The organism is Microcosmobacter mediterraneus, from assembly GCF_031846265.1.
In the GTDB taxonomy this organism is placed as follows: Bacteria; Bacteroidota; Bacteroidia; order Flavobacteriales; family Flavobacteriaceae; genus Microcosmobacter; species Microcosmobacter mediterraneus.
In genome coordinates this window covers 190,781-213,983 of record NZ_JAVRIA010000003.1, presented here as the reverse complement: position 1 = coordinate 213,983, position 23,203 = coordinate 190,781, and the positions used below count along the sequence as shown (strand labels likewise).

At 33.1% G+C, this 23,203-nt stretch carries 17 protein-coding genes and 1 tRNA gene; 9 read left to right on the top strand and 9 right to left on the bottom strand.

What is annotated here, in order from left to right:
* The first annotated feature begins 22 nt into the window (after positions 1–22).
* From murD to RM697_RS07380, 9 genes are all read left to right on the top strand, one after another.
* Entirely contained in the window at positions 23–1,360 is a 1,338-nt protein-coding gene (murD, locus tag RM697_RS07420) for a UDP-N-acetylmuramoyl-L-alanine--D-glutamate ligase (RefSeq protein ID WP_311427235.1), read from the top strand.
* A 16-nt stretch (positions 1,361–1,376) separates the two neighbouring features.
* Positions 1,377–2,570, top strand: a complete 1,194-nt coding sequence (locus RM697_RS07415; protein ID WP_311427234.1) for an FtsW/RodA/SpoVE family cell cycle protein — start codon at positions 1,377–1,379, stop codon at positions 2,568–2,570.
* On the top strand, positions 2,570–3,664 hold the full coding sequence (gene murG, locus RM697_RS07410) for an undecaprenyldiphospho-muramoylpentapeptide beta-N-acetylglucosaminyltransferase (protein ID WP_311427233.1): 1,095 nt from the start codon (positions 2,570–2,572) through the stop codon (positions 3,662–3,664). Before RM697_RS07415 ends, murG begins: the two co-directional genes overlap by 1 nt.
* The gene (murC, locus tag RM697_RS07405; protein WP_311427232.1) at positions 3,665–5,014 is read left to right on the top strand and encodes a UDP-N-acetylmuramate--L-alanine ligase; all 1,350 of its coding nucleotides are present in this window, start codon (positions 3,665–3,667) and stop codon (positions 5,012–5,014) included.
* Entirely contained in the window at positions 5,004–5,723 is a 720-nt protein-coding gene (locus RM697_RS07400; protein WP_311427231.1) for a cell division protein FtsQ/DivIB, read from the top strand. Before murC ends, RM697_RS07400 begins: the two co-directional genes overlap by 11 nt.
* 3 nt (positions 5,724–5,726) lie before the next feature.
* The gene (ftsA, locus tag RM697_RS07395) at positions 5,727–7,061 is read left to right on the top strand and encodes a cell division protein FtsA (protein WP_311427230.1); all 1,335 of its coding nucleotides are present in this window, start codon (positions 5,727–5,729) and stop codon (positions 7,059–7,061) included.
* Between the two features lie 58 nt (positions 7,062–7,119).
* Positions 7,120–9,027 carry a cell division protein FtsZ gene (gene ftsZ / locus RM697_RS07390; RefSeq protein ID WP_311427229.1) on the top strand — a complete coding sequence of 636 codons (1,908 nt, stop codon included), beginning with the start codon at positions 7,120–7,122 and terminating at the stop codon, positions 9,025–9,027.
* 100 nt (positions 9,028–9,127) lie between these two features.
* On the top strand, positions 9,128–9,577 hold the full coding sequence (locus tag RM697_RS07385) for a GatB/YqeY domain-containing protein (RefSeq protein WP_311427228.1): 450 nt from the start codon (positions 9,128–9,130) through the stop codon (positions 9,575–9,577).
* A gap of 4 nt (positions 9,578–9,581) precedes the next feature.
* Positions 9,582–9,655, top strand: a tRNA-Arg gene (locus tag RM697_RS07380).
* 38 nt (positions 9,656–9,693) lie between these two features.
* On the opposite strand, the gene RM697_RS07375 is transcribed toward RM697_RS07380, so the two are convergent.
* The 9 genes from RM697_RS07375 to RM697_RS07335 form a co-directional block, all read right to left on the bottom strand.
* On the bottom strand, positions 9,694–10,689 hold the full coding sequence (locus RM697_RS07375) for a LacI family DNA-binding transcriptional regulator (protein WP_311427227.1): 996 nt from the start codon (positions 10,687–10,689) through the stop codon (positions 9,694–9,696).
* Positions 10,690–10,767: 78 nt separating this feature from the next.
* Positions 10,768–11,655: a T9SS type A sorting domain-containing protein gene (locus RM697_RS07370; RefSeq protein ID WP_311427226.1), complete on the bottom strand. Its 888-nt coding sequence runs from the start codon at positions 11,653–11,655 to the stop codon at positions 10,768–10,770.
* Between the two features lie 178 nt (positions 11,656–11,833).
* Entirely contained in the window at positions 11,834–12,718 is an 885-nt protein-coding gene (locus RM697_RS07365; RefSeq protein ID WP_311427225.1) for a glycoside hydrolase family 17 protein, read from the bottom strand.
* Positions 12,719–12,727: 9 nt separating this feature from the next.
* On the bottom strand, positions 12,728–14,125 hold the full coding sequence (locus RM697_RS07360; protein ID WP_311427224.1) for an MFS transporter: 1,398 nt from the start codon (positions 14,123–14,125) through the stop codon (positions 12,728–12,730).
* Between the two features lie 33 nt (positions 14,126–14,158).
* A complete protein-coding gene (locus tag RM697_RS07355; RefSeq protein WP_311427392.1) occupies positions 14,159–15,598 on the bottom strand; it encodes a glycoside hydrolase family 30 protein in 1,440 nt (479 codons plus the stop codon).
* A gap of 51 nt (positions 15,599–15,649) precedes the next feature.
* The gene (locus RM697_RS07350) at positions 15,650–16,666 is read right to left on the bottom strand and encodes a glycoside hydrolase family 2 TIM barrel-domain containing protein (RefSeq protein ID WP_311427223.1); all 1,017 of its coding nucleotides are present in this window, start codon (positions 16,664–16,666) and stop codon (positions 15,650–15,652) included.
* A gap of 3 nt (positions 16,667–16,669) precedes the next feature.
* Entirely contained in the window at positions 16,670–17,983 is a 1,314-nt protein-coding gene (locus RM697_RS07345; RefSeq protein ID WP_311427222.1) for a glycosyl hydrolase family 17 protein, read from the bottom strand.
* Between the two features lies 1 nt (position 17,984).
* Positions 17,985–21,434, bottom strand: a complete 3,450-nt coding sequence (locus RM697_RS07340; protein ID WP_311427221.1) for a hypothetical protein — start codon at positions 21,432–21,434, stop codon at positions 17,985–17,987.
* An 81-nt stretch (positions 21,435–21,515) separates the two neighbouring features.
* Positions 21,516–23,192, bottom strand: coding sequence for a family 16 glycosylhydrolase (locus RM697_RS07335; protein WP_311427220.1), 1,677 nt, complete (start codon positions 23,190–23,192; stop codon positions 21,516–21,518).
* Positions 23,193–23,203 lie beyond the last annotated feature (11 nt).

Here is a 23,203-nt window from a genome sequence, read left to right as displayed (position 1 = left end):
AAGAATCTCAATGACATTGAAAATGACAAAAATAAGATTAGTCATATTAGGAGGAGGAGAAAGTGGAATTGGGACAGCGCTGCTTGGAAAAAAAGAAGGTTACAATGTATTTGTTTCCGATAAAGGAACAATAAAAGACAAATACAAAAACGCTCTTATACATAATGAGATTGAATGGGAAGAAAAACAGCATTCTTCTGATAGGATATTGAATGCAGATTTGGTAATGAAAAGCCCAGGAATTCCAGACTCAATAGAACTGGTTAAGCAGTTAAAAAAGCTTGAGATTCCTGTAATTTCTGAAATTGAGTTTGCTTCTTGGTTTACCAATGCCAAGCTAATTGCAATTACAGGAAGTAATGGTAAAACAACAACTGCTAGCTTAACTCATCATCTTTTGAAGAGTGAAGAAAGTTTAGGTTTAGCAGGAAATATTGGAGATAGTTTCGCAAGCTCTGTCTGTAATGAGCAACTAAAAAACTACGTTTTAGAGGTTAGCAGTTTTCAGTTGGATGGAATAACAAAGTTTAAACCAAATATTGCCGTTATACTGAATATAACTCCAGATCATTTAGATAGATATAATTATGAGTTTGAAAGTTATATCGCATCTAAATTCAGAATTGCCATGAATCAAACCTCGGAAGATTACCTCATTTATGATGCTGACGATGCAGTTATTATTAAATGGTTAGAGGAAAATCCAGTTCAATCCACATTATTGCCTTTTTCGTTAACAAAAGTTATTGAGAATGGAGCGTATTTAGAAAATAATAATATAAAAATCACAATAGATAACAACAGTATAACTATGCCAACAAAAAGTATAACATTAGAGGGGAAACACAATATTAAAAATGCTATGGCTGCTTCTACAGTAGCGCATTTATTGCGGATACGTAAGCAGACCATTAGAGAAAGTTTAGAAAATTTTCAAGGTGTAGAACATCGTTTAGAACATGTTTTAAAAATAAATAAGGTAGACTATATCAATGACTCAAAGGCTACCAATGTAAATGCAACATATTACGCTTTAGAGAGTATGGAGGCACCAACAGTTTGGATAGTAGGAGGTGAAGACAAAGGCAATAATTATGAAGAATTATTTCCGTTTGTAAATGAGAAAGTTAAAGCTATCATATGTCTTGGTGTAGATAATGAAAAACTGATGCAGGCTTTCTCTAATATGGTAGATATTATTATTGAAACTCAATTTATGTCTGAGGCTGTAAAAATAGCCTACAAGGTTGCAGATTCTGGAGATAGTGTTTTGCTATCACCAGCTTGTGCAAGTTTCGACCTTTTTGAAAATTATGAAGATAGAGGAAGACAATTTAAAAATGCAGTAAGAAATCTGTAAAAACTAAACGGTTTAAATGCATTCATTTATAAATAACTTAAAAGGAGATAAACTAATTTGGGCAATTGCAGCCTTATTAGCTATATTTTCTTTTTTACCTGTTTATAGCGCAGCTAGTAATTTGGCATATACTGGAGGATCAGGTAATACTTTTAGTTATTTTGTTAAGCACTTTATGCATTTATTTTTAGGCTTCGCTATTATGTACGGCGTCCATAAAGTACCATACAGGTATTTTAGAGGATTATCAATGGTCATGATGCCTATAGTATTGGTGTTATTGGCTTTTACAATTTTTCAAGGTAAGACTATTGGTGGTGCTAATGCAAGCCGCTGGATTCAAATTCCGTTTGTAGGCATGTCATTCCAAACCTCAACCTTAGCATCAGTTGTTTTAATGGTATATGTGGCTCGGTATTTATCAAAAATAAAAGATAAAAGTATCTCATTCAAAGAAACCATACTTCCATTATGGTTGCCAGTATTTTTTGTACTCATACTAATTTTGCCAGCTAATTTTTCAACAACAGCTATTCTGTTTTGTATGGTTATTATGCTTACATTCATTGGAGGGTACCCAATTAAATATTTGCTCGTAATTATAGGTTCAGGTTTGTGCGCTTTAGTATTATTTGTATTAGTTGCAAAAGCATTTCCTGATGCAATGCCTAATAGAGTTGATACATGGATTGGTAGGTTTGAAAGCTTTGCCAACGGCGAAGATACAGAGTCTGATTATCAGATAGAAAATGCTAAAATAGCAATAGCTTCAGGTGGAATTAAAGGATTAGGACCAGGTAAGAGTAGACAAAAAAATGTATTACCACAATCGTCTTCAGATTTCATCTTTGCTATTATTATTGAAGAATACGGATTAATTGGCGGAATTTTTCTGTTGATTTTGTATTCATGGTTGCTATTTAGATTGGTTATTGTATCCCAAAAATCAGATACAGTTTTCGGTAAATTATTAGTGCTGGGTGTAGGACTTCCAATAGTTTTTCAAGCATTAATAAATATGGCAGTAGCAGTAGAGTTATTTCCCGTTACTGGTCAAACATTACCGCTTATTAGTAGTGGAGGAACTTCTATTTGGATGTCTTGTTTAGCAATTGGTATTATACTGAGTGTAAGTGCAAGACGTCAAGAAATTAAAGAGGAAGAAATACAAGAAGATAATCCGTTAGAAATTTTAAGTGAAACAATTTAATGTCTAGTTATAGAATCATATTATCTGGAGGAGGAACAGGAGGTCATATATATCCTGCAATAGCTATTGCAAATGAAATGAAAAAGCGATTTCCAAAATCTGAATTCCTCTTTGTTGGAGCAAAAGATCGAATGGAAATGGAGAAGGTACCACAAGCTGGTTATGCAATTGAAGGTCTATGGATTTCAGGAATACAACGAAAATTAACATTAAAAAACTTAGTATTTCCTTTTAAGTTAATAAGTAGCCTATTAAAATCTAAGAAAATAATTAAAAATTTTAATCCAGATGTAGTTATAGGAACAGGAGGATTTGCTAGTGGTCCACTTTTACAAGTTGCAGCAAATAAAAATATTCCAAGTCTAATACAAGAGCAGAATTCTTTTCCAGGCATAACAAATAGAATTCTTGGTAAAAAAGTGAATAAAATTTGTGTTGCTTATGATGGTTTAGAGCGCTTTTTTCCAGAGGATAAACTCGTAAAAACAGGAAATCCAATACGAGAAGGTTTGCTTAATGTACACAATAAAATTGTTGGTGCAAAAGACCACTTTGGACTAAAACATGGTAAATTCACTATTCTAGTCTTAGGTGGAAGTTTGGGTTCAGCAAGAATTAATCAATTTATTGAAGAAAAACTCATTTTTTTTCAAAATCATGATATTGAATTACTTTGGCAATGCGGAAAATTGTATTACGATTTATATAGAACATATAACAAGGAAGACCATGTTCAAGTTCATGCTTTTTTAAATGAAATGGATAATGCTTATGCTGCTGCTGATATTATTATATCTAGAGCAGGAGCAAGTTCAGTCTCCGAATTATGTGTAGTTGGTAAACCTGTGCTATTCATTCCATCTCCTAATGTTGCAGAGGATCATCAGAGTAAAAATGCAAAAGCTATAGCAGATAAAGGTGCCGCACTTATGTTAACAGAAAATGAATTAGAAGCAAAGTTTGAAGACACCTTTACAACCTTAATAAAGTCATCAGAAAAAAGAGAAGAATTAAGTAAAAATATTAAAGTATTGGCACTTGTTAATGCTACAAAAGATATAGCTGACGAGGTCGAAAAACTACTAAAAAGCTAAATGAATATAAATAAACGAAATATCTATTTTATTGGCATTGGTGGCATAGGTATGAGTGCTTTAGCTAGATATTTTGTAGCTAAAGGTAGTACTGTTGCTGGATATGATAGAGTAAGCTCTGAAATAACAGATGCGTTACAAATTTTGGGTATTTCAATTCATTTTAATGACGATATTAGTGATATTCCAGATCACTTTAAAAACCCAAAAGAGACCTTAGTGATTTACACTCCAGCTATTCCTGTTGATCACAATGAATTAAGTTATTTTAAAACACATGCGTTTCAGATTATGAAACGTTCTCAAGTCCTTGGAGCAATCACAAAATCGACGACATGTTTAGCTGTAGCTGGTACTCATGGTAAAACAACTACAACGAGTATTCTAGGTCATTTGTTATACGAATCTAATGTAGCTGTTACAGCCTTTCTTGGAGGTATAAGTGAAAATTACAATTCTAATCTCATTTTAAAGGGTACTGAGGTCTCAGTCGTAGAAGCTGATGAGTTTGATCGTTCCTTTTTAACACTCTTTCCAGATTTAGCATGTATTACTTCAATGGATGCAGACCATTTGGATATTTATGGAGAAAAAAAGAAGTTGGAGCTTTCTTTTATAGATTTTACTAAACAAATAAAACCAGGCGGTAAACTTTTTGTAAAAAATGGTCTGCCTATTACTGGTATAACCTATGGAATTGAAGATAATTCTGATTATAGTATTTCAAATATAAAAATAACAGATGGGACTTATGTGTTTGATGTAAAAACACCAAAAATTAGTATTAAAGATGTAGAATTTAACCTACCTGGTAGACATAATTTGTCGAATGCTTTAATAGCCTTAGCGATGGCTCTTGAGTATGGTTGCCCTCACCAGCAGCTCGTTAAGGCTTTAGCATCTTATCAAGGTGTGAAACGAAGATTCTCTTATCAAATTAAAACATCAGATCTTGTTTTTATTGATGATTATGCACATCATCCTGAGGAGATTAATGCAATATACAATACAATAAAAGAATTGTATCCAAAGAAAGAGTCACTGGTTATTTTTCAACCGCATTTATATAGTAGAACAAAAGATTTTGTAGATGATTTCGGAAAATCTTTATCGCAATTTAATGAGGTTGTTTTATTGCCAATATATCCTGCAAGAGAATTACCAATACCAGGTGTTACTTCAGAGTGGTTGTTAGGTTTTGTAGAAAATAATAATAAATCGGTTATCTCTAAAGATACTATAATTCATAAAGTAACTAATTCTAAGGCAGAAGTCATTATTACATTAGGCGCAGGAGATATTGGACAAGAAGTTGAATCTATTAAAAAGGCATTATGTTATGCGAGTTAATTTCAGCTACATAAAAGTCTTTGTTCTAGTCCTTCTGGTAGTCTTTTTATTTGCGTTTTCAACACATAGAAATTCAAATAGGAAGGTGGTTCAGCCAATCATAAAATTCATCGGAGAAAGCCAACCATTCATAACTCATGAGGCTGTTAGTAAATTGTTAATACAAAATCAACAGACCGTTACGGGTAAGCCTAAAGATATTATAGATTTGAGTCAATTAGAAGCAGCCCTAAATTCTAGCCCTATGATTAAATCAGCACAAGTTCACATGTCAGTAGATGGTGTACTTACAGCTGAAATTGAACAGAAAAGACCTATTGCAAGAGTTAGAACTAATATGTCATATTATATAGACGATGAAGGTTCTTTTATGCCTTTGTCTGCTAATTATACGGCAAGAGTTCCTCTAGTCACTGGTAATATAGAGAAGAATAATCTTACAAGCATATATAATATTGCAAAGAAGATTAATGAAGATGAGTTTTTAAAAATACATATAACAAGTATAAATCAAAACTCTGACAACACACTAGATCTCTATGTAAGAGATAATAATTTTAAAGTGCAATTAGGTAGTTTAAAACAGTTAGATAAAAAAATAAATAATTTAAAAGCTTTTTATAAAAAAGCAATTAAAGATAAAACTATAGACAGTTACAGGGTTGTGAATTTAAAATTCGATAGTCAAGTTATATGCACCAAAAAGTAAACTATGGAAAGCAATAAAATCTCAGTTGGATTAGATATTGGTACCACAAAAATTGTGGCCATGATTGGGCGTAAAAATGAGTATGGCAAAGTAGAGATTTTAGGAATTGGAAAATCTAAAAGCCTTGGTGTACATAGAGGTGTGGTAAATAATATTACACAAACTATACAATCTATACAACAAGCCGTTCAAGAAGCTGAAGCAGCAGCTAGTTCTTCTATAGATGAAGTTACAGTTGGTATTGCAGGTCAGCATATAAGAAGTCTTCAACATAGTGATTATATAACTAGAGCCAATTCTGAATTGGTTATTGATGAAGACGATATAGACCGATTAATTAATCAGGTGCATAAATTAGTAATGTTACCAGGTGAGGAAATTATACATGTATTGCCACAAGAATATAAAATTGATGGTCAACCAGAAATTAAAGAACCAATAGGTATGTATGGTGGTCGATTAGAAGCAAATTTTCATGTCGTTGTTGGCCAAGTATCGTCTATTAGAAACATTGGACGCTGTGTAAAAAGTTCAGGGTTAAATCTAGAAGGTATTACATTAGAACCTTTGGCATCAGCAAATGCAGTTTTAAGCCAAGAAGAAAAAGAAGCTGGTGTTGCTCTCATTGATATTGGTGGAGGAACTACCGATTTAGCAGTTTTTAAAGATGGAATTATTAGACATACAGCAGTAATTCCTTTTGGAGGAAATGTTATTACAGAAGATATTAAAGAAGGCTGTTCAATCATTGAAAAGCAAGCAGAACTGTTGAAAATAAAATTTGGATCTGCTTGGCCTGGAGAAAATAAAGATAATGAAATTGTCTCTATTCCTGGTCTTAGAGGTAGAGATCCCAAAGAAATAACATTAAAAAACTTATCTAAAATAATCCATGCCAGAGTGGTTGAAATTGTAGAGCAAGTATATGTAGAAATAAAAAATTACGGACATGAGGAACAAAAGAAAAAGCTTATTGCTGGTATTGTTTTAACAGGTGGAGGAAGTCAATTAAAACATCTTAAGCAGTTAGTAGAATATATAACAGGTATGGATACCAGAATAGGGTATCCTAATGAGCACTTAGCAGGTGATAGTGATGATGATGTTACTAGTCCTCTTTTTGCTACAGCTGTTGGTTTGGTCATGGATGGTCTTAAACGACAAGAACGCAAAAAAGTAGAAATGCATGCCGCAACTATGTCTGAGTCTATGGATACAGAAGATTCAACTTTAGAAGAAGAACAAGCAGAAGTAATACAACAACCTAAACAAGAACGTAAATCGTTTTTAGATAAACTCACTGAACGTGTTAAAGATTTTTTAGATAACGCGGAGTAACGATAATAAAAAAACCTAATAATTAATTTATCCATAACAGACCCAAAAAACTAATTACATGAGCAACAATAACGAAATGGGCAACATAGCATTTGATTTACCTAAGCACCAATCTAACGTCATCAAAGTTATTGGAGTTGGCGGAGGAGGCAGTAATGCTATAAACCACATGTTTCAACAAGGCATTAAAGGTGTTGATTTTGTAATCTGTAATACAGATGCTCAAGCTCTTCAAAGCAGTGGTGTACCAAATAAAATACAACTCGGAGTTAACCTAACCGAAGGTCTTGGAGCTGGTGCTAATCCTGATGTTGGAGAACAAGCTGCAGTAGAGAGTTTAGAAGATATACGCCGTATGTTAGACACTAATACCAAAATGGTCTTCATTACAGCAGGAATGGGAGGCGGAACTGGTACAGGTGCAGCACCTATTATAGCCAAAATGGCCAAAGAGCTAGATATTTTAACGGTTGGTATAGTTACAATGCCTTTTCAGTTTGAAGGAAAAATGCGAAATCAACAAGCACAACGAGGTATAGAAAACTTACGTGCACATGTAGATTCGTTAATTGTTATTAATAATAATAAATTGAGAGAAGTTTATGGAAATCTTGGTTTTAAAGCAGGATTCTCAAAAGCAGACGAAGTCCTTTCAACAGCATCTAGAGGAATTGCAGAAGTTATTACGCATCATTACACTCAAAATATAGATTTACGTGATGCTAAAACAGTTTTGAGTAATAGTGGTACAGCTATAATGGGTTCTGCAACGTCCTCAGGTCAAACTAGAGCTCAGGAAGCCATTATGAAAGCCTTAGACTCACCATTGCTTAATGATAATAAAATTACAGGAGCAAAAAATGTGTTATTGTTAATTGTTTCTGGTTCACAAGAAATCACTATTGACGAGATCGGTGAAATTAATGATCATATTCAAACTGAAGCTGGTTATGGTGCTAATATTATTATGGGTGTTGGTGAAGACGAATCACTAAACGAATCTATTTCAGTAACTATTATTGCTACTGGTTTTGATATAGATCAACAAAATGAGATTTCTAATACCGAAACTAAAAAAGTAATACACGCACTAGAAGAAGATAGTGAAGAAGTTATCGTAAGAGAATCTGATCCTGCTATTATAACTCCAGATATTATCTTAGAAAAAGAAGAAATAGTAATTCATACATTAACAGATGAGGAGATTGAAGAGCCTAAAGATGATTTAGGTTTAATACCAACAACAGAGTTCATTAAAAACATGAGTGTAGTATATGATGAAGTGATTGATACACCCGTTAATGAAATAGAAAATCAAGAAAACGAGTTTATAATTACATCTAAAGACAACGTTGTAAATAGTGTTGAAGAAGAGGAAGCCAAAGAGCAAATTACACTAACTTTTGATTTACCATTATCCAATCCTGAGGTGGAAGAGGAAGGGGTCAAAGAAGAGAAGATTTTGTTTTCATTAGATGAAGAGTTAAAAGACTTAGATGTAGAAGAATATACAGAAATGATTCCTGTTACTGAAGCTAATGAAGCCGGAGAAAAAAGGTATGCATTAGAAGATGTAACTACCTACGAGTCTTCAATGAATAAAACTCAAGTAAAAGATCCAGAGGTCGAAGACGATATCGTTTTTGAAAAGAAAGTATTGCCACAAGAAGAAGAGCAAATTTTAGATCCTGAGGATATAGATCCTATGAATAGCCCTATTTCTGAGTTATTAAAAGCGAGAGCTGATGAACGAAGAAAAAAGATGAAAGACTTCAATTATAAGTTCAATAATGCTAAGATTGATGAAATAGAAAAAGAACCTGCTTATAAGAGACAAGGTGTGAATTTAGAAGATGCTCAGCATTCTTCTGAAACAAATGCTTCTAGAATGTCTGTTGGTACTGACGACAACGACGAGATTCAGCTAAGAAGTAACAATTCATTTTTACACGACAACGTAGATTAATAGCAAATTTAGTTTAGTGTTTCACACTTGTCAAACCCGAAAAGCCTGCCAGCTTTTCGGGTTTTCTTTAGTATCTTCGCAGTTCTAAATATATAACAATATGAGTTTACAACAAGATGTAATGACAGCTTTGAAAGCTGCAATGAAAGCCAAAGATCAGGTTGCTCTAACAGCATTAAGAGCAGTAAAATCAGCTATAATATTAGCGCAAACAGAAAGTGCATCTAATGGAGAATTAACCGAAGAGCAAGAATTAAAATTGCTTCAGAAATTAGTTAAACAGCGAAAAGATAGTGCTGCTATTTATTTAGAACAAGACAGAAAAGATTTAGCCTTACCAGAAATAGATGAGGCAGAAGTTATTAGTCAGTTTTTACCTGAAGCATTGAGTGAAGAAGAAATTGAAAAAGTAGTTGTAATGACTATAGATGAAGTAGGAGCAGAAGGTATGAAAGATATGGGAAAGGTTATGGGAATAGTCTCTAAACAATTAGCTGGCCAAGCTGATGGAAAAACAATTTCTAATATTGTAAAGGCAAAATTGTCTTAGAAAAGGCTCCTTAGCTCAACTGAATAGAGCACTGGATTTCGGCTCCAGCGGTTCGGGGTTTGAATCCCTGAGGAGTCACAATATTATTAATCTGCATTATATCAATGCAGATTTTTTTATGTCGATGAGCGTTCTTCTATTTTTATTGGAACAACTATAGTTTTTGGGTCAGTTTTAGAATCTTTATTCTTTAATCGCTCAACCATAAGGTTAACAGATTTTTTACCAATATCTTCCGCATGCTGATTAACTGTAGATAATTTTGGAATTGAATAACAAGCAATGGATTCGTTGGCAAATCCAATAACAGATATATCTTTGGGCACTTTCTTACCTAATGCTGTAGCAATATTAATTCCTTTAACTCCTGAGGAATTGTCAATAGCAAGTATACCATCAATATTAGTATTAGAAATTAAATACTCAAGTATTTTATGATGTGCTTCTTTTTTATCTATAGTAAGTATGTGATTTTTTTGACTGTGATTTTTAATAGCATCTAAATAACCTTTAACTCTCATTTTGCCAACACTTAAATTATCTATAGTGCTGATTAGTAGAATGTGTTTACGTTGTTTACTAATTAAAAATTCTGTAGCTTCGTATGCAGCTTTATAATCATCTATAATTATTTTATCGCAGCTAATATCTTCGGCAACACGATCAAACATTACTAGTGGCAAATTATTGCTTAAACAGGCTTTAAAATGATCTGAATTTTTTGTGAGTTGTGTTTCTTCAGCTACAGAGAGTATAAAACCATCAACACTTCCATTAGATAGTAATTCTATGCTTTGCTCTTCTTTTTGCTGAGTTTCGTTAGATAAACTTGTAATAATGTTATACCCTAGATTACTGGCTTCTTCCTCTATACCATGGAGTACTTTAGCAAAAAAAGGGTTTAATATATCTGGTATAATAACACCTATTGTTTTGGTTTCACTATTTTTTAAATTTAGTGCAGCTTGATTAGGCTTATAGTTGTAAAGTTTAGCAATTTCCTTTATTTTTTTAATTGTTGAAGGACTTATTTCTGGACTATCACTCAGTGCTTTAGAAACTGTAGAAACAGAAACATCTAGTTTCTTAGCCAGTTCTTTCATTGTTATCATAATAGTATAGAGATTAAAAAAGAGCGTATTTTCTTAAATAAATACGCTCTTTTATTAAAAATATATCAGCTAGTAATCTTAATTTTTAACAAGCTTCATAGTTTTGGTACCATTTACAGATTCTATTCTCGCAAAATACACACCGTTAATTAACTGAGATGCATCTAGGTTAACTTCTTCAGTATTTGGTTTTAAATTCATAACTCTTTTACCGAGTATATCAAAAACCTCTACTCCTATAATTACTTGGTTAGACTCTATATTCCAAGTGTTTTTTGTTGGGTTAGGAGATACGTTAAATTCTGAAGTATCAAACTCTTCATTACTAAGAGGAAACGGTTCAGCAACTACAGATCCTAAATTATCATAATCTGTATTAAAAGCTGCATCTATATTTATGTTAGCTCCTCTTACTAAAAACCCATACTGAATTATAATTCCATCAGGATTTGTGTCTGTTGATGTAACAGAAAACGTACCAGTTCCTGTGATGGTAGTGTAAACTTCTTCCAATAAAACAAAACCAGCAGCAAATTTCTTTACAAAAGCTTCAACTGTAAAAGGTACGTCAATACCAGTACTATTTAGAGTAAAAGCAGTGATGTCTCCAGTAAATGTGATTTCTTGCCCAGTTAAAGCCATATTGTCATTTTCTTCTACAAAAGAGCTTGCTGACATATACTTATTCCCTCTCAATTCACCAGGCGAATTCCAGTAAATGTTTGAATCATTTATTCTGTTTGGTTTTAAAGTAATATCAGATCCTGCGTTTACTTCAGCTACCAAATCAGGAACACCCCAACCACTATCAAATTGAAAAGCGCCATCACCTTGAGGAGCTGGTAAATTAGTTACAGACATAAAACCAACCCAAGTAGCATCTGGATCAACAGTTACTGTTACTTGAGCTTGCATTGGCAAAAATGCTAATGCCAATAAAAAAGATAAAATGTAATTTTTTTTCATAGTTAAAATATTTAGTTATTTATTTTTTATTTAAATAATATGTAAAAATACAAACATATTAGCGATTTATATGTATTTTCTACCAATACAATAGGTATACAAACTGCCTTTATGTGTTAATTTTTAATGTTTTACTTAGTATTAGACTCCAAAAATTGTGAAAATCGTAATTAGATGTTTAATATTTTATTTTTTCGTTTTTATCCCAAATTCCCCAAAAAGCACCAACATCGCCTTCAGCTCCAACTTTCCAAGATTCATCAAAAGATGAAAAATAGAACATTTCTATGCCTTCCTCTTTAGACCATCTTTGAGCATTTATAAAGTATTTTAATGCATTTGCCTCTGAAGGAAAAGCACCTTCTAAATTAGTACCTTCATTTGGCCAACCTGTTTCTGTTATAATGACGCGTTTTCCATTGCCAGCACGTTTTGCTCTATGGTACATATCCTTCATGTACAATAATGAGTAATCTTGGTCACAACCCTCCCAAAAAGGGTAGCAATTGGCTAAAATAACATCACAAATCTCAGTTATTGCAGGACGATCAGAAAACTCATAATAGGCATCAACATAGCCAATAGGTACATTGTGTATTTCATTTTTTGCTCTGATTATATAATTGATGAGTTCCTCTTCTGTTAAATCTCCACGATACATTACTTCATTCCCGACAGCAGCAACATCTACATAGCCTTTGTTTGATAACTCTACGAGCCCTTTAATTTCATTGTCATTAATTTCCAAATCATCACCTAACCATGCACCTACTAAAGTGTTTAAACCATATTCTTTGGCAATTTTTGGTATAAGTTCATTACCTTCTGTACAGGAGAATGAACGAATCCATTTTGTATAAGGTTTTATGATTTCAATACGTCGTCTTATCTGAGCCTCAGAGAGTTCTTCGCCTGGTTCTTGACCATCCATATAAGGACTAAAACATAAACCATGAATACCGTTTTTGAGTACTTTTTTGAATGTCTTTTTTAAACCATCAATGGAGACATCATCATAATCTACAGCAGTTAGTGCTAATATTTTTTCTTCTTTATAAGACATATTAAATTATTATATAGTATCAGATTGTTGTTTTCGTTCTTCTATTTTTGTTCTAGTTTCATTGGCTGTCTTTTCATCTATATTATAATTCCACATTATATACATTGCTAGTAATGTGCCTACTAGAGGAAAGAAGCAGAAAAATGCATGTAAGCCATCTACAGCAGATTGTTGCTCTACAGTTGGAAGATCTGCATCAAAGCCTACAATCCAAATGATAAGACCGCTCAATGCTCCAGCTATAGCAAAGCCTACTTTAACCATCCACCAATATATAGCACCAAAAATACCTTCTCTACGTTTACCAGTTATAAGTTCATCAACATCAATCACATCAGCTGTCATACTCATCATAATCGTAAATAAACTTCCTATTCCAAAAGAAAAGAAAGGTAAGGCGAAAATGTACATCCAAGGTTTTCCAGGAATAAATAAGAAGTACAGCATAATATAGCCAACAATAGATATGCTCTGAGCTATTAAAAATGCTTTTTTCTTACCAAATACCTTAGCCATCCATGTTACAATAGGTATCACAATAAAAGTTGTACCTAAAGCGCCAAAACAACCAAATAAAGACACCCAATAACCAGTAGCTTCGGCATCACCATTAAATAATTTGTAGACGATTACAAAAAATGTGAGCGCTGCAACAGTGTTGAATGCGTTAAAAATTAAGAATGTTGCGCCACATAATTTTCTAAATTCTTTAATCTTAAAGGCTTCAATAAAACTATCATAAATTATCTTTAAACTATTACCAATATTTACTGAGTTTAAGGGCTCATAGTCTTTGTCTAGTGTAGACTCGCTTTTTATAAATAGTGCTGGTATCATGGCACAAATTGCACAAGGTATTGCAACCCAAATCGCTAATTGCCTTACTGCTACATCAGCAGATGGAAACCATTCTGGATCGTACATAATAATCCAGAATAAAGGAGCAATAACCCAAGCCCATTGTCCTATCCACTGAGCTACTGCCATGATATGTGTACGCTCATGAAAATCATCACTCATTTCATAACCCATGGCTACATAAGGAACGCTAAAGAATGTAAGCCCTAAATAAAAAACAATAGACCATAAAAAGAAGTACCAAAAATTAAATTGTAATGAGTTTTCCCTAAAAAGTTGCCACATTGCTATATAAGAAATTCCCATAACAATTGCTCCTATTAATACGTATTGTTTTCGACGACCCCATTTTGATTTGGTATTATCTGAAATAAAACCCATTATAGGATCAGTGATAGAATCAAATATCCTTGGTGCAAAGAATATAACGCCCCACATCCAACCTGGAAACCCAAGGTCTTCGACAAGTACAACCATAAATATTCCCATAATGGCAGGAAACATTTGATTGGCAAACATACCAATACCAAATGCTATTTTCTGGCTCATTGGGACTTTTTTTGTAGTTGTAATTGACATAAGTTATAGGTTATTTAGTGTTATCGTTTGTATAGCTTGTGGATTAATTGAAATACTTGTCTTCTTCTCACCAAGTGTAAGAGAGAAATGTTTTATTTTCATACCTTGATTAAGCAGCACAACTGCTATGGTCCCATCTGGGTTTTGAGCTGCAGTAACCATTAATTCTTCATCATTATTTGAGACATCAATAACTTTCGCACCAGGCCTTATGTATTTGCTAAAATGCGTCATTGTATAGTACAAAGGTGTAAAATAGACCTCATCATTATCTGGATCTACAATAACAGGAGCAACGCACCAATTTTTAAACCAGTTAGGACCTCCTTGTTTATCTAAAACCATATTCCAATCTATCCAACCATCAACCCAATTATTTAAGCACCCAATAATATCTCTTGCATATCTATACACTGGCGCATATTTAGGATGTAAATACTTTTGATCTTCAGGAGCCCAAACCCAGCCCCAATCTGTTGCTTCTTTTTTCCAATACCATGCATCATCTTTCCATTTTGGGATTTCATCATCTACACAACCTTCAGTTTCGATTAAATATTTATTTGGTGCTTTATTGTGAGCATATTGCAGGTCATCAGGGAAATAATCATAAGTGCTCTCGTACCAATGTATGGCAGTCCCTGCATAATATTTTGAAGACGCTTCATCTTTAAACATCACATCAACCCATTCTTTTAATCCTGCTCTGTTTTGGTCATACCCTAAAATATGGATATTACCTTTTCCCTCAGCTTCTAATTTTGGACCTAAATGGTTTTGTACAAAATCGGTTTCTTCTTCGGGAGAAAAGTGCATACTCTCCCAATTATTGCCATTTCCATGAGGTTCGTTTACTGGTGTTAAGCCCCAAATACCAATACCTTCTGATTTATAGGCATCTAAATATTTGTTGAAATACAATGCAAATGCATCATAATATTCAGGAAGTAATTTTCCGCCAACATAGGCTTTGTTATCTTTCATCCAAGGTGGTGCAGTCCAAGGCGAAGCAATTATATTAAAGCCATTTTTTGAAATTGACATAGCATCTTTAATCAGAGGAATAAGGTCATCACGATCTTTATCAATAGAAAAATTTTCTAAAGTTAGATCATCTTCAATAGGAGCATAGGTATAATTGTTTAGAGAAAAATCGCAAGACGCAATATGAGTTCTTGTTAGAGAATAACGAGCACCTTCTTCACCAAAATAGGCTTGTATTATTGAGTTTCTATTAGTTTTACTTAATCGATTTAGTAAATAGGCTGTAGATTCTGTAAATGAGCCTCCAAAACCTGTTATTTTTTGAAAAGTTTTATCTGGATTGAGCGTAATTTCTGATACGTTTTCAGAAGATTTAAATTCAGTTAGTTTTGTCAACTTATTACCTGAAGCAGATGTTTCATAAACCTCTACGTCTAATTGATTAGAATTACAGCTCATACATAATCCAATTAATACAATGATATAGTGTTTTAGTTTTATCATCTTATTTTAGTTATTTGATGATTTATACCTCAGTTTCACAACTTCAAAGGTTTTTTTCTTGTTTCTATCTATATCTACAATTCCCCAATATTCTTCATTTGGTGCACCATCATATGGCACTCCTGAGCTATTAGGTGCGCTTCCTCCTGTATCTTGTTGATTAGGATTTCCTGCTTTCCACCAGCCATCTAAAAATGAGAATAAGGTTACTCCAGAACCAATGTTCGTGTTGGCAAAAACATCTTCCAAAATTTTGTCATTAGCGTCTGCTTGTGCTTGTTGATTTTCACCTTGTTGATAACCAGCTTTGGTTATTTTCATATAACTATCACCTCCTGCTTCGGATAAATACATTGGCTTGTCGCTCACTTTTTCCCATTGCTTATAAATAGGTGCTGGGTCATCCCAACGGTAAACATTCATTCCCCAAACATCAATATTTTTAGCTATTGATAGAGCTGTATTATCTGGTAAATCGCCATGTGCTGTTGTAGTTGGATGATTAGGGTCTGTATCTTTAATTAAAGCAGCAGCAGCATTCATCTGGTTATACCAGTTTTTAATATCGCCTTTAAACCAATCTGGGTGGTAATTGTACTCGTTACCTAATTCCCACATTAAAATAGCACTATGGTTTTTATATTGTTTTACATAATCGATGAAAGTACCAGATTCGATGTCGTATACTCCATTTTGATTGTACCCAAATCCAATAATCACTTTAATACCAGCTTTATAAATTTCATTTAAAACCTGCAGGTCATCAATGGGCTCATAAACCCTAATCGTATTAATTCCTGCTTCTTTCATAAGCCCTAAATCTTGAGTTAGATTATCAAAATTTCTATGATTTTCGCTTCCTTTTGGAACAGGATGGTAACAAATACCTTTAATTATGTATGGGTTTCCATTAACTAATAGTTGTCTTTTTGAAACGGTTACCTTATCTACTTGTGATTCAACATTACAGGAGACTAATGAAATACTTAAAAAAGTTAATATGTATAGTATTTTTTTATTCACTGTTTAATTATTAACAACTTCTGCATTTGTATTTGGAACGAGAACATCTTTCATAAGCTCTTCTTTATTTCCATTATAGGTTTTGGTAATTGGTTTACCGTTTCTAGTTAGTCCATCAAAAACACCCTGATCCACCAAATCCCAAAGCGCATATTTTGCTTTACCATTTACTGTAAACAATCCAAAATGATTTTCTGATCCTCCAGGATTTCCTCCATCTTTCCAATTTTCATCAAACGCTTCAAAATAAAAGCAGGAGATACCTGCTTTATTAGTCCAATCTCGTAAATGCTTGTAATAAAGTGCAGCTTTAAATTCATCTGTAGCTTTAGATCCATTATTACCATAAAGACCGTTAGATTGAGTAGCCCAACCAGATTCTCCAATATGAATTGGTTTATCAATGCCTATACTGTCAATAAAGGATTTTACACCATTATATTGAGACATGGCATAGGTTTTAGCTCGTAGCATTGCGGCTTCAATTTTCTCTAAATTTGTTTCGTATTCAGTGGTATCATTAATCCAGTATTCTGGAGAGTAATGTGTATCATGGTAGGCATAGGTGTGCATAGAAATATAGTCTACTGCCTTAACAAGTTTGACTAAATCTTCTTTATGATATACTAAATCACCGCCTCCCCATGACGCAAAATTATCAGAGCTAGTAATCCATAATTCTTTAGGCAGCTCACCTTTTTGTTTTAAGTTTTGAGCATAATTTACCCATTTTAGTATAATTGAAGGCTCAACAAAATATTCTGAAGCCCAATGCACCATGGCTTCGTTTCCAACTGCTAAAATCTTTATGATATCTGGATATTGTTTACAGAGTCTTACAGCTTCTTCCATCTCAGATTTATTACCAATCATTCTGTCAATCTGTGGCATATATCGTTCTCCGTCTTGATTACGAATTTTTTCAGAAACATCAGTAAACGCATGCTTAGCTTCAATCCAAGCACCTAACATCACGTACATTTCAAAACTTGTGTCTTCATTTTTAAGTTCAGAAATAGCTTTTAGAATGTTCTCTGCATGAGGAAAGTGCACATTATAAGTTCTTACTATTTTTATTCCCATAGCAGCCATGATTTTAAGATCCTCTTTTATTTCGGAAATCGTAGGTTGTACTTTACGAGAGTTATCTCTGTAAGCTCCATAAGAAATAGCTAAATATTCTGGGTTACCCAAAATATCTTTAGCGGATATGTTTTTTTGCGATTGCATTAATTGTTCTTTGGTTTGTTTTTTTTTACATGAAAATACAAGCATTACTGCTAAGACTAGTAGTATGATGTTTGCATTTGTTTTCATTTTACTTTAAAATACTTCTATTAATTTTTACTTTAATTAATGTAATATCACCAGTTCTTTTAAATATACTTTTGCTTCTAGAAGCATCTATAATGAGACTCTCTAATTGGTCACTTGTATTATTATTGTTAAATATTTCAATACTGTTGTCTTGAGCTATTTCATAAACTATTGGTACTTGACAATATGTAAATGCTAATGTGTTTTTACTTAATTCTATGGATTTCTGCTGTTTTTTTACGTCAACATAATTAAATGTTTTAGCATCATTTAAGAATTCTCTTTGTCTAAGTAAGCAAGGATGAAATTGTAGCTTTCCATCTTCAACGAAAACACCTAGTTCACCAAAACGACATAAAATATCTTCTTTAACTTGACCAGTCATTCCTGGTTGTTGTGCACCTTTTCCTGCTGGTGTGTGTGAGTAAGGGTCTGTTGGGAATGCACCATATAATTTTGGTGGCTTATGTACACCAATTCCTGCGTGTATCTCGTAATAATGATCTAATAATTTACCTATTAACTCTGAACTTTCATTATTTCTAATTGCCTTTAAACAATTCTCTTGTACGCTTAATAAAAGCTTAGAAACCATATGCCAATAAATAGAACCAAGACCTTCATAACCATAAAATGTACCAGATCGACCAGTAAATGATTTATGATTGAAAATAGTTTCAAAAATATTAAGAATCAGACTTGTTTCTGATTTCACTAAAAGTTTATATTTGGTATCTTTAAGAAGGTTTAAAGCATCTTTAAGATCATTGGCATTTTTAAAGTTTCCATTAAAATGATAATGGCCTTTTATATCCTTTTCGATAATTTGAGTATTCTTATCAGTAACAAGTTGTTGTAATAAGTCTGATTTAGAAACTTGCTCTTGCGAAATCGTGTTTCTATTTATAAAATTGGGTAACTCTTTGTTAGGATATAATAGATAGCTATACTGATCTTCTCTAAATAAAGCACTTTGCTTCATAGCATCTAATATTTCAAGAGCTTTAACAGAAGATAAATATTTAGAACTAAGTACTGCTACTTGTCCTTCTAACATTTCATTCAAATAAGAGATTTTTGCCGTTTTATCATCAACAGTAATCAAATTATAAGCATGGAATAAATTATCTTCCCTTCTGTTGGCACGAATAGCATGTTCTAAATGTTCAATACTCGTGTTTACAAAATCTTTTAGACTGTTTAAAGAGATTTCAGTTTTTCGACCTGAAAATGCGTTGTTGTAAATCTTAGTTCTATAATCGCTTGCAGCTTTAAGTAGTGGTTTTAATACTTGCATACGCTGAGCATCATCAAAGCTATCAGATAAAAGGGCTTCATGGGTTTTTAATGTGTCGTGTACCTTATTAAAGAACGTAACTAACTCAGTAGAAATCTCAAATGCGTCTTGATCTGTATTTTCAAAAACTCCTTGAAAGAAATTAAGAAAACGTCGTAAATAATAAAGGGTTACCATGGATACACCATTACCAACTAATGCGTTATTAGCATCATTCCATTCAGGACGTTGAGTGTTCATCCAAATCCCAGTTTCTGGAATAAAATTTGATAACTTGGCAAGCGTTGTTGCGAGTATTTTTTCAATAAAATTTACTTTAATAATAAATCTATTTTCATCTCTTAATAATGCACCATCTGCACCAACTTCTATACGTTCTTGTCTAATTTTAGCATCAAGTGTTTCATCAAATTCTATTGTGTCTTTAGGATTACTTAAAATACTCTTGTAATCTTTTATTCTGTAAGGAACATTGGCATAAACAAATAGATCTGAGTTAAAATAACTCTCTAGTTTACCAGGTTTACGCTTTTCTATGAACTCTAAAAATTTAAGGAGATAAATAATCTGATGATCGCCCCAATATCCAATGTAAGACCAAGGGTCATCTGGTTCAATGGTTTCCCAATCAAAACCATCTTTAGTAACCCTGTAAGGATTGTAACCATCAAAAGTTGTGGCATTTAAAAACTTATGAATCATACTCTCAATAAACTCTGGAAACGACATTGCTAAAGCTTCCCAGTTTTGAAAAATATCTCGCCAGTTTCCTTCGTAATCTAATATTTTTGATCCATCAATCTCACTACGCGTATTAATGGAGAATTTATTCCAAGGTCGACTAGGATCTCCATGACGACGACTAAACCTAAGAGGCATATATTCTAAACATAGACGTCTAAAGTTTGGATCACTACTATCGTAAGCAATTTCTCGCAGATTGAAAAGTGAAAAAAGTTCGGGTAATTTATTAATGATGTCTTCGTTGTTGCGAGCAACTTTTTTATTTGCTTTAGCTATATAAGTATTAAAATCACCTTTTTCAATTTGGTAGTTAAAATCAAAAATCCCACCACGCATTATATTGAACAATGTGTTTGAGAAATGCCTAGTATCTCTAAATTTATCTTGGGTTAATTGTAGACCATCAGACGATCCATTAAGAGATATTAAACGTTTAGTTCCAAAATTTATATTCTCTTTTACTTTATTTAATAGTTGATTATCTTCTTGAATACTTTTTGATAATGTTGCTATATCTGAATGATTTTGGTTTACATTCGCAATAAACAACCATTGTTTTTCTTCCTTAGGATGTAATTCTAGGGTATCATTAAGAAAGTAAGCTCCTTTTTCGGCTTTTATATCAACCTCTTGTTGAATAGGTTGGCGATTTCTGAATGCTCTAAGCTGGAGAGAAGACAATAAATATTTTGGATTTTCTAATCCTAATGACCAAACAACATTGGCTTTTAAAGCTTCACTAGGTTCTGCTTTATCTACAATGATTGCACTTAAAGCAAATATTCCTAGACCTGTATTTTCTTCTAATTCACTGCGTTTATAAGCATCTACTAAGTTGCTACTTTGATTCTGTAAATCACTGCCAACACCATATGGCATTATATTTTGAATACCATCTAATAACGATACTGTAACAGAACTTTCATTAGTATTAATAAGAGTAGATTCTTTAACAAATCCATACCTGTTACTTGAGCTCCATTGGTATCTAAACGTAAGTCCTAAATCATGATTAACTTCTTCGAATATTATTTTATTTCCATATTCATTCTTGTAAAGATGTCTCGAAATTTGATATAAGCCTTCTAAACGATTAGAGAAAGGTTCCCAAAGTTTAGATTCACCAAATTTGTTAACTAAAAATATCGATTTACTACCTGTTATTTCTGCCGATTCAGTTATCTTATCGTCTGTATAGTAAGGAAAAAGCGAATATTCTGCATTTTTACGACCAGCAGTTAAACCACCATTACTAGATATAAACATCCAGTGGTTAGAATCACTTACAATGCTCATAAAAAATGGACGCATTGCATCACTATTAGAAATCTTAAAATAGTTTTCGTTATTAATCTTTACAAAATCTATAGAAGTATCTGTATTCAATATGTTTTGATCTATATAATTCATTAATGGTAATTCTCTAGGTATTAAAAAGGTTGTAAAGTGGATGACAATACAACCTTTTCTTCAATTTACTACTCAAATAGTTTATTGGTAAACTCTTACATAATCAACTTCCATTGTATCTTCTGTGAAAGCAGGATCAATATCACCTCCAAGTGTTCCACCCATAGCTACGTTTAGAATGAGGAAGAAATCACTCTCAAACGGTAAATCAAATGTATTAGGCACCGAATGATAAGGTGTGTCATCTACTAAAAATGTAATTAATTCTGGTGTCCACTCTACAGTGTAATTGTGAAATTGCGAAATAGCTGTCGGTAAATTAGTTGAAGCACTATTACCAGTCCCTGGTGAAACAGCAGGATAATGTAACGTAGCTAAAACTGTATTTTTATCTTGCCCTTTTTGCTCCATTATATCTATTTCGCCACAATTTGGCCACGTATTAGTTTGATAGTCTTCACCTAGCATCCAAATCGCAGGCCATGTGCCTTGAGAAGCTGGTAATTTCGCTCTAACTTCAACTCGTCCATAAGTAAATTCAAAAATATCTTCTGTTTTAATTCTTGCAGAAGTATAACCGCTTCCATCAGCTAATGCATTGATCTTTAATAAGCCATCTTCAACTATAACATTTTCTGGAGCGTTTGTATAGTTTTGAACTTCACCATTTCCCCATCCATTATCTCCATTACCTAAATCATAAGTCCAATTAGCAGCATTAGGTGCTCCATTAGTATCAAATTCATCAGACCACACCAAGTCATTATAAATAGTTTCAAAACCACCATCTGGAGGTGTTGTGGTAAATCTATGATACCATGCTAAATCAGAACTTAAACCATCTAAAGTTCTTACATATAGTGTAGAATTTGTTATCGAAATAATTTCATAAGAAGAAGAACTCACATAATAACCCATAAAGGCATCATCAGAGAAATTCATTACTGTACCTCTAACTGGTGGGAAATCTGGATCTGGAATATTAGCCAAATCATCAGAAGGAGCCAAGGATACTATACTATTCCATGACGTATCAAATGGGAAACAAGCATCTTCTCCTGCATTTTCACCAATAACAGCTTGGTGACCTGCATTAAAAAAGGTACCAGCATTATTGTTTAGTTGCATTGTAAGTTGGTTGTCTGCATCTAATGAGAAGGTAAACTCGTCATCACAAAGACAATCTGATATTGCAGGACCACATTTTTCAAATGGTTGAGCAGAGAAATATAGAGGGAAATAGAATGATGTTTGACCTGCAGGATCACCAGAAGTAACTGTTGGCCCAACACCCAAATGACCTGGTACAGCGGCATCTAAATACCAAACTTTTGAATTACCAGCTCCTCCGGATAATAAATCTTTAGCTTCTTGATCATCAAATGAGCTAAATACGTCTATGCTCATGGTTTGAGTCGTAGAAATACCTCCAGTTCCAATAGCATTAACTACTACATTATAGGTGTTAGTACCAACTATACTGTATCGATGTGTTATTTCACCAGAAGGTGCTACACCATCTAGTCCATCACCAAATACAAAACTATAACTCAAGGCATTATCTGCTGTTGCTCTTAGAGTTACAAAACCACTTCCATCTCCATTTGGATTTGCTGCATCTTGTCCAATTATTTCCGCTGAAATAACTAAATTAGTTGGCGCAGTAATTTCTCCAATTGAGGCGTCATCTTCTTGGCATGCAGTTAATAATACTGCTATGGCTAGAAATGATCCAATTACATACTTAATTTTTTTCATCTTTTTCATTT

Bases quoted from the DNA above. Each gene is read 5' to 3' on its own strand.
- murD (WP_311427235.1), top strand. From the start codon at position 23: ATGACAAAAATAAGATTAGTCATATTAGGAGGAGGAGAAAGTGGAATT.
- RM697_RS07415 (WP_311427234.1), top strand. From the start codon at position 1,377: ATGCATTCATTTATAAATAACTTAAAAGGAGATAAACTAATTTGGGCA.
- murG (WP_311427233.1), top strand. From the start codon at position 2,570: ATGTCTAGTTATAGAATCATATTATCTGGAGGAGGAACAGGAGGTCAT.
- murC (WP_311427232.1), top strand. From the start codon at position 3,665: ATGAATATAAATAAACGAAATATCTATTTTATTGGCATTGGTGGCATA.
- RM697_RS07400 (WP_311427231.1), top strand. From the start codon at position 5,004: ATGCGAGTTAATTTCAGCTACATAAAAGTCTTTGTTCTAGTCCTTCTG.
- ftsA (WP_311427230.1), top strand. From the start codon at position 5,727: ATGGAAAGCAATAAAATCTCAGTTGGATTAGATATTGGTACCACAAAA.
- ftsZ (WP_311427229.1), top strand. From the start codon at position 7,120: ATGAGCAACAATAACGAAATGGGCAACATAGCATTTGATTTACCTAAG.
- RM697_RS07385 (WP_311427228.1), top strand. From the start codon at position 9,128: ATGAGTTTACAACAAGATGTAATGACAGCTTTGAAAGCTGCAATGAAA.
- RM697_RS07375 (WP_311427227.1), bottom strand. From the start codon at position 10,689: ATGATAACAATGAAAGAACTGGCTAAGAAACTAGATGTTTCTGTTTCT.
- RM697_RS07370 (WP_311427226.1), bottom strand. From the start codon at position 11,655: ATGAAAAAAAATTACATTTTATCTTTTTTATTGGCATTAGCATTTTTG.
- RM697_RS07365 (WP_311427225.1), bottom strand. From the start codon at position 12,718: ATGTCTTATAAAGAAGAAAAAATATTAGCACTAACTGCTGTAGATTAT.
- RM697_RS07360 (WP_311427224.1), bottom strand. From the start codon at position 14,125: ATGAGCCAGAAAATAGCATTTGGTATTGGTATGTTTGCCAATCAAATG.
- RM697_RS07355 (WP_311427392.1), bottom strand. From the start codon at position 15,598: ATGAGCTGTAATTCTAATCAATTAGACGTAGAGGTTTATGAAACATCT.
- RM697_RS07345 (WP_311427222.1), bottom strand. From the start codon at position 17,983: ATGAAAACAAATGCAAACATCATACTACTAGTCTTAGCAGTAATGCTT.
- RM697_RS07340 (WP_311427221.1), bottom strand. From the start codon at position 21,434: ATGAATTATATAGATCAAAACATATTGAATACAGATACTTCTATAGAT.
- RM697_RS07335 (WP_311427220.1), bottom strand. From the start codon at position 23,192: ATGAAAAAAATTAAGTATGTAATTGGATCATTTCTAGCCATAGCAGTA.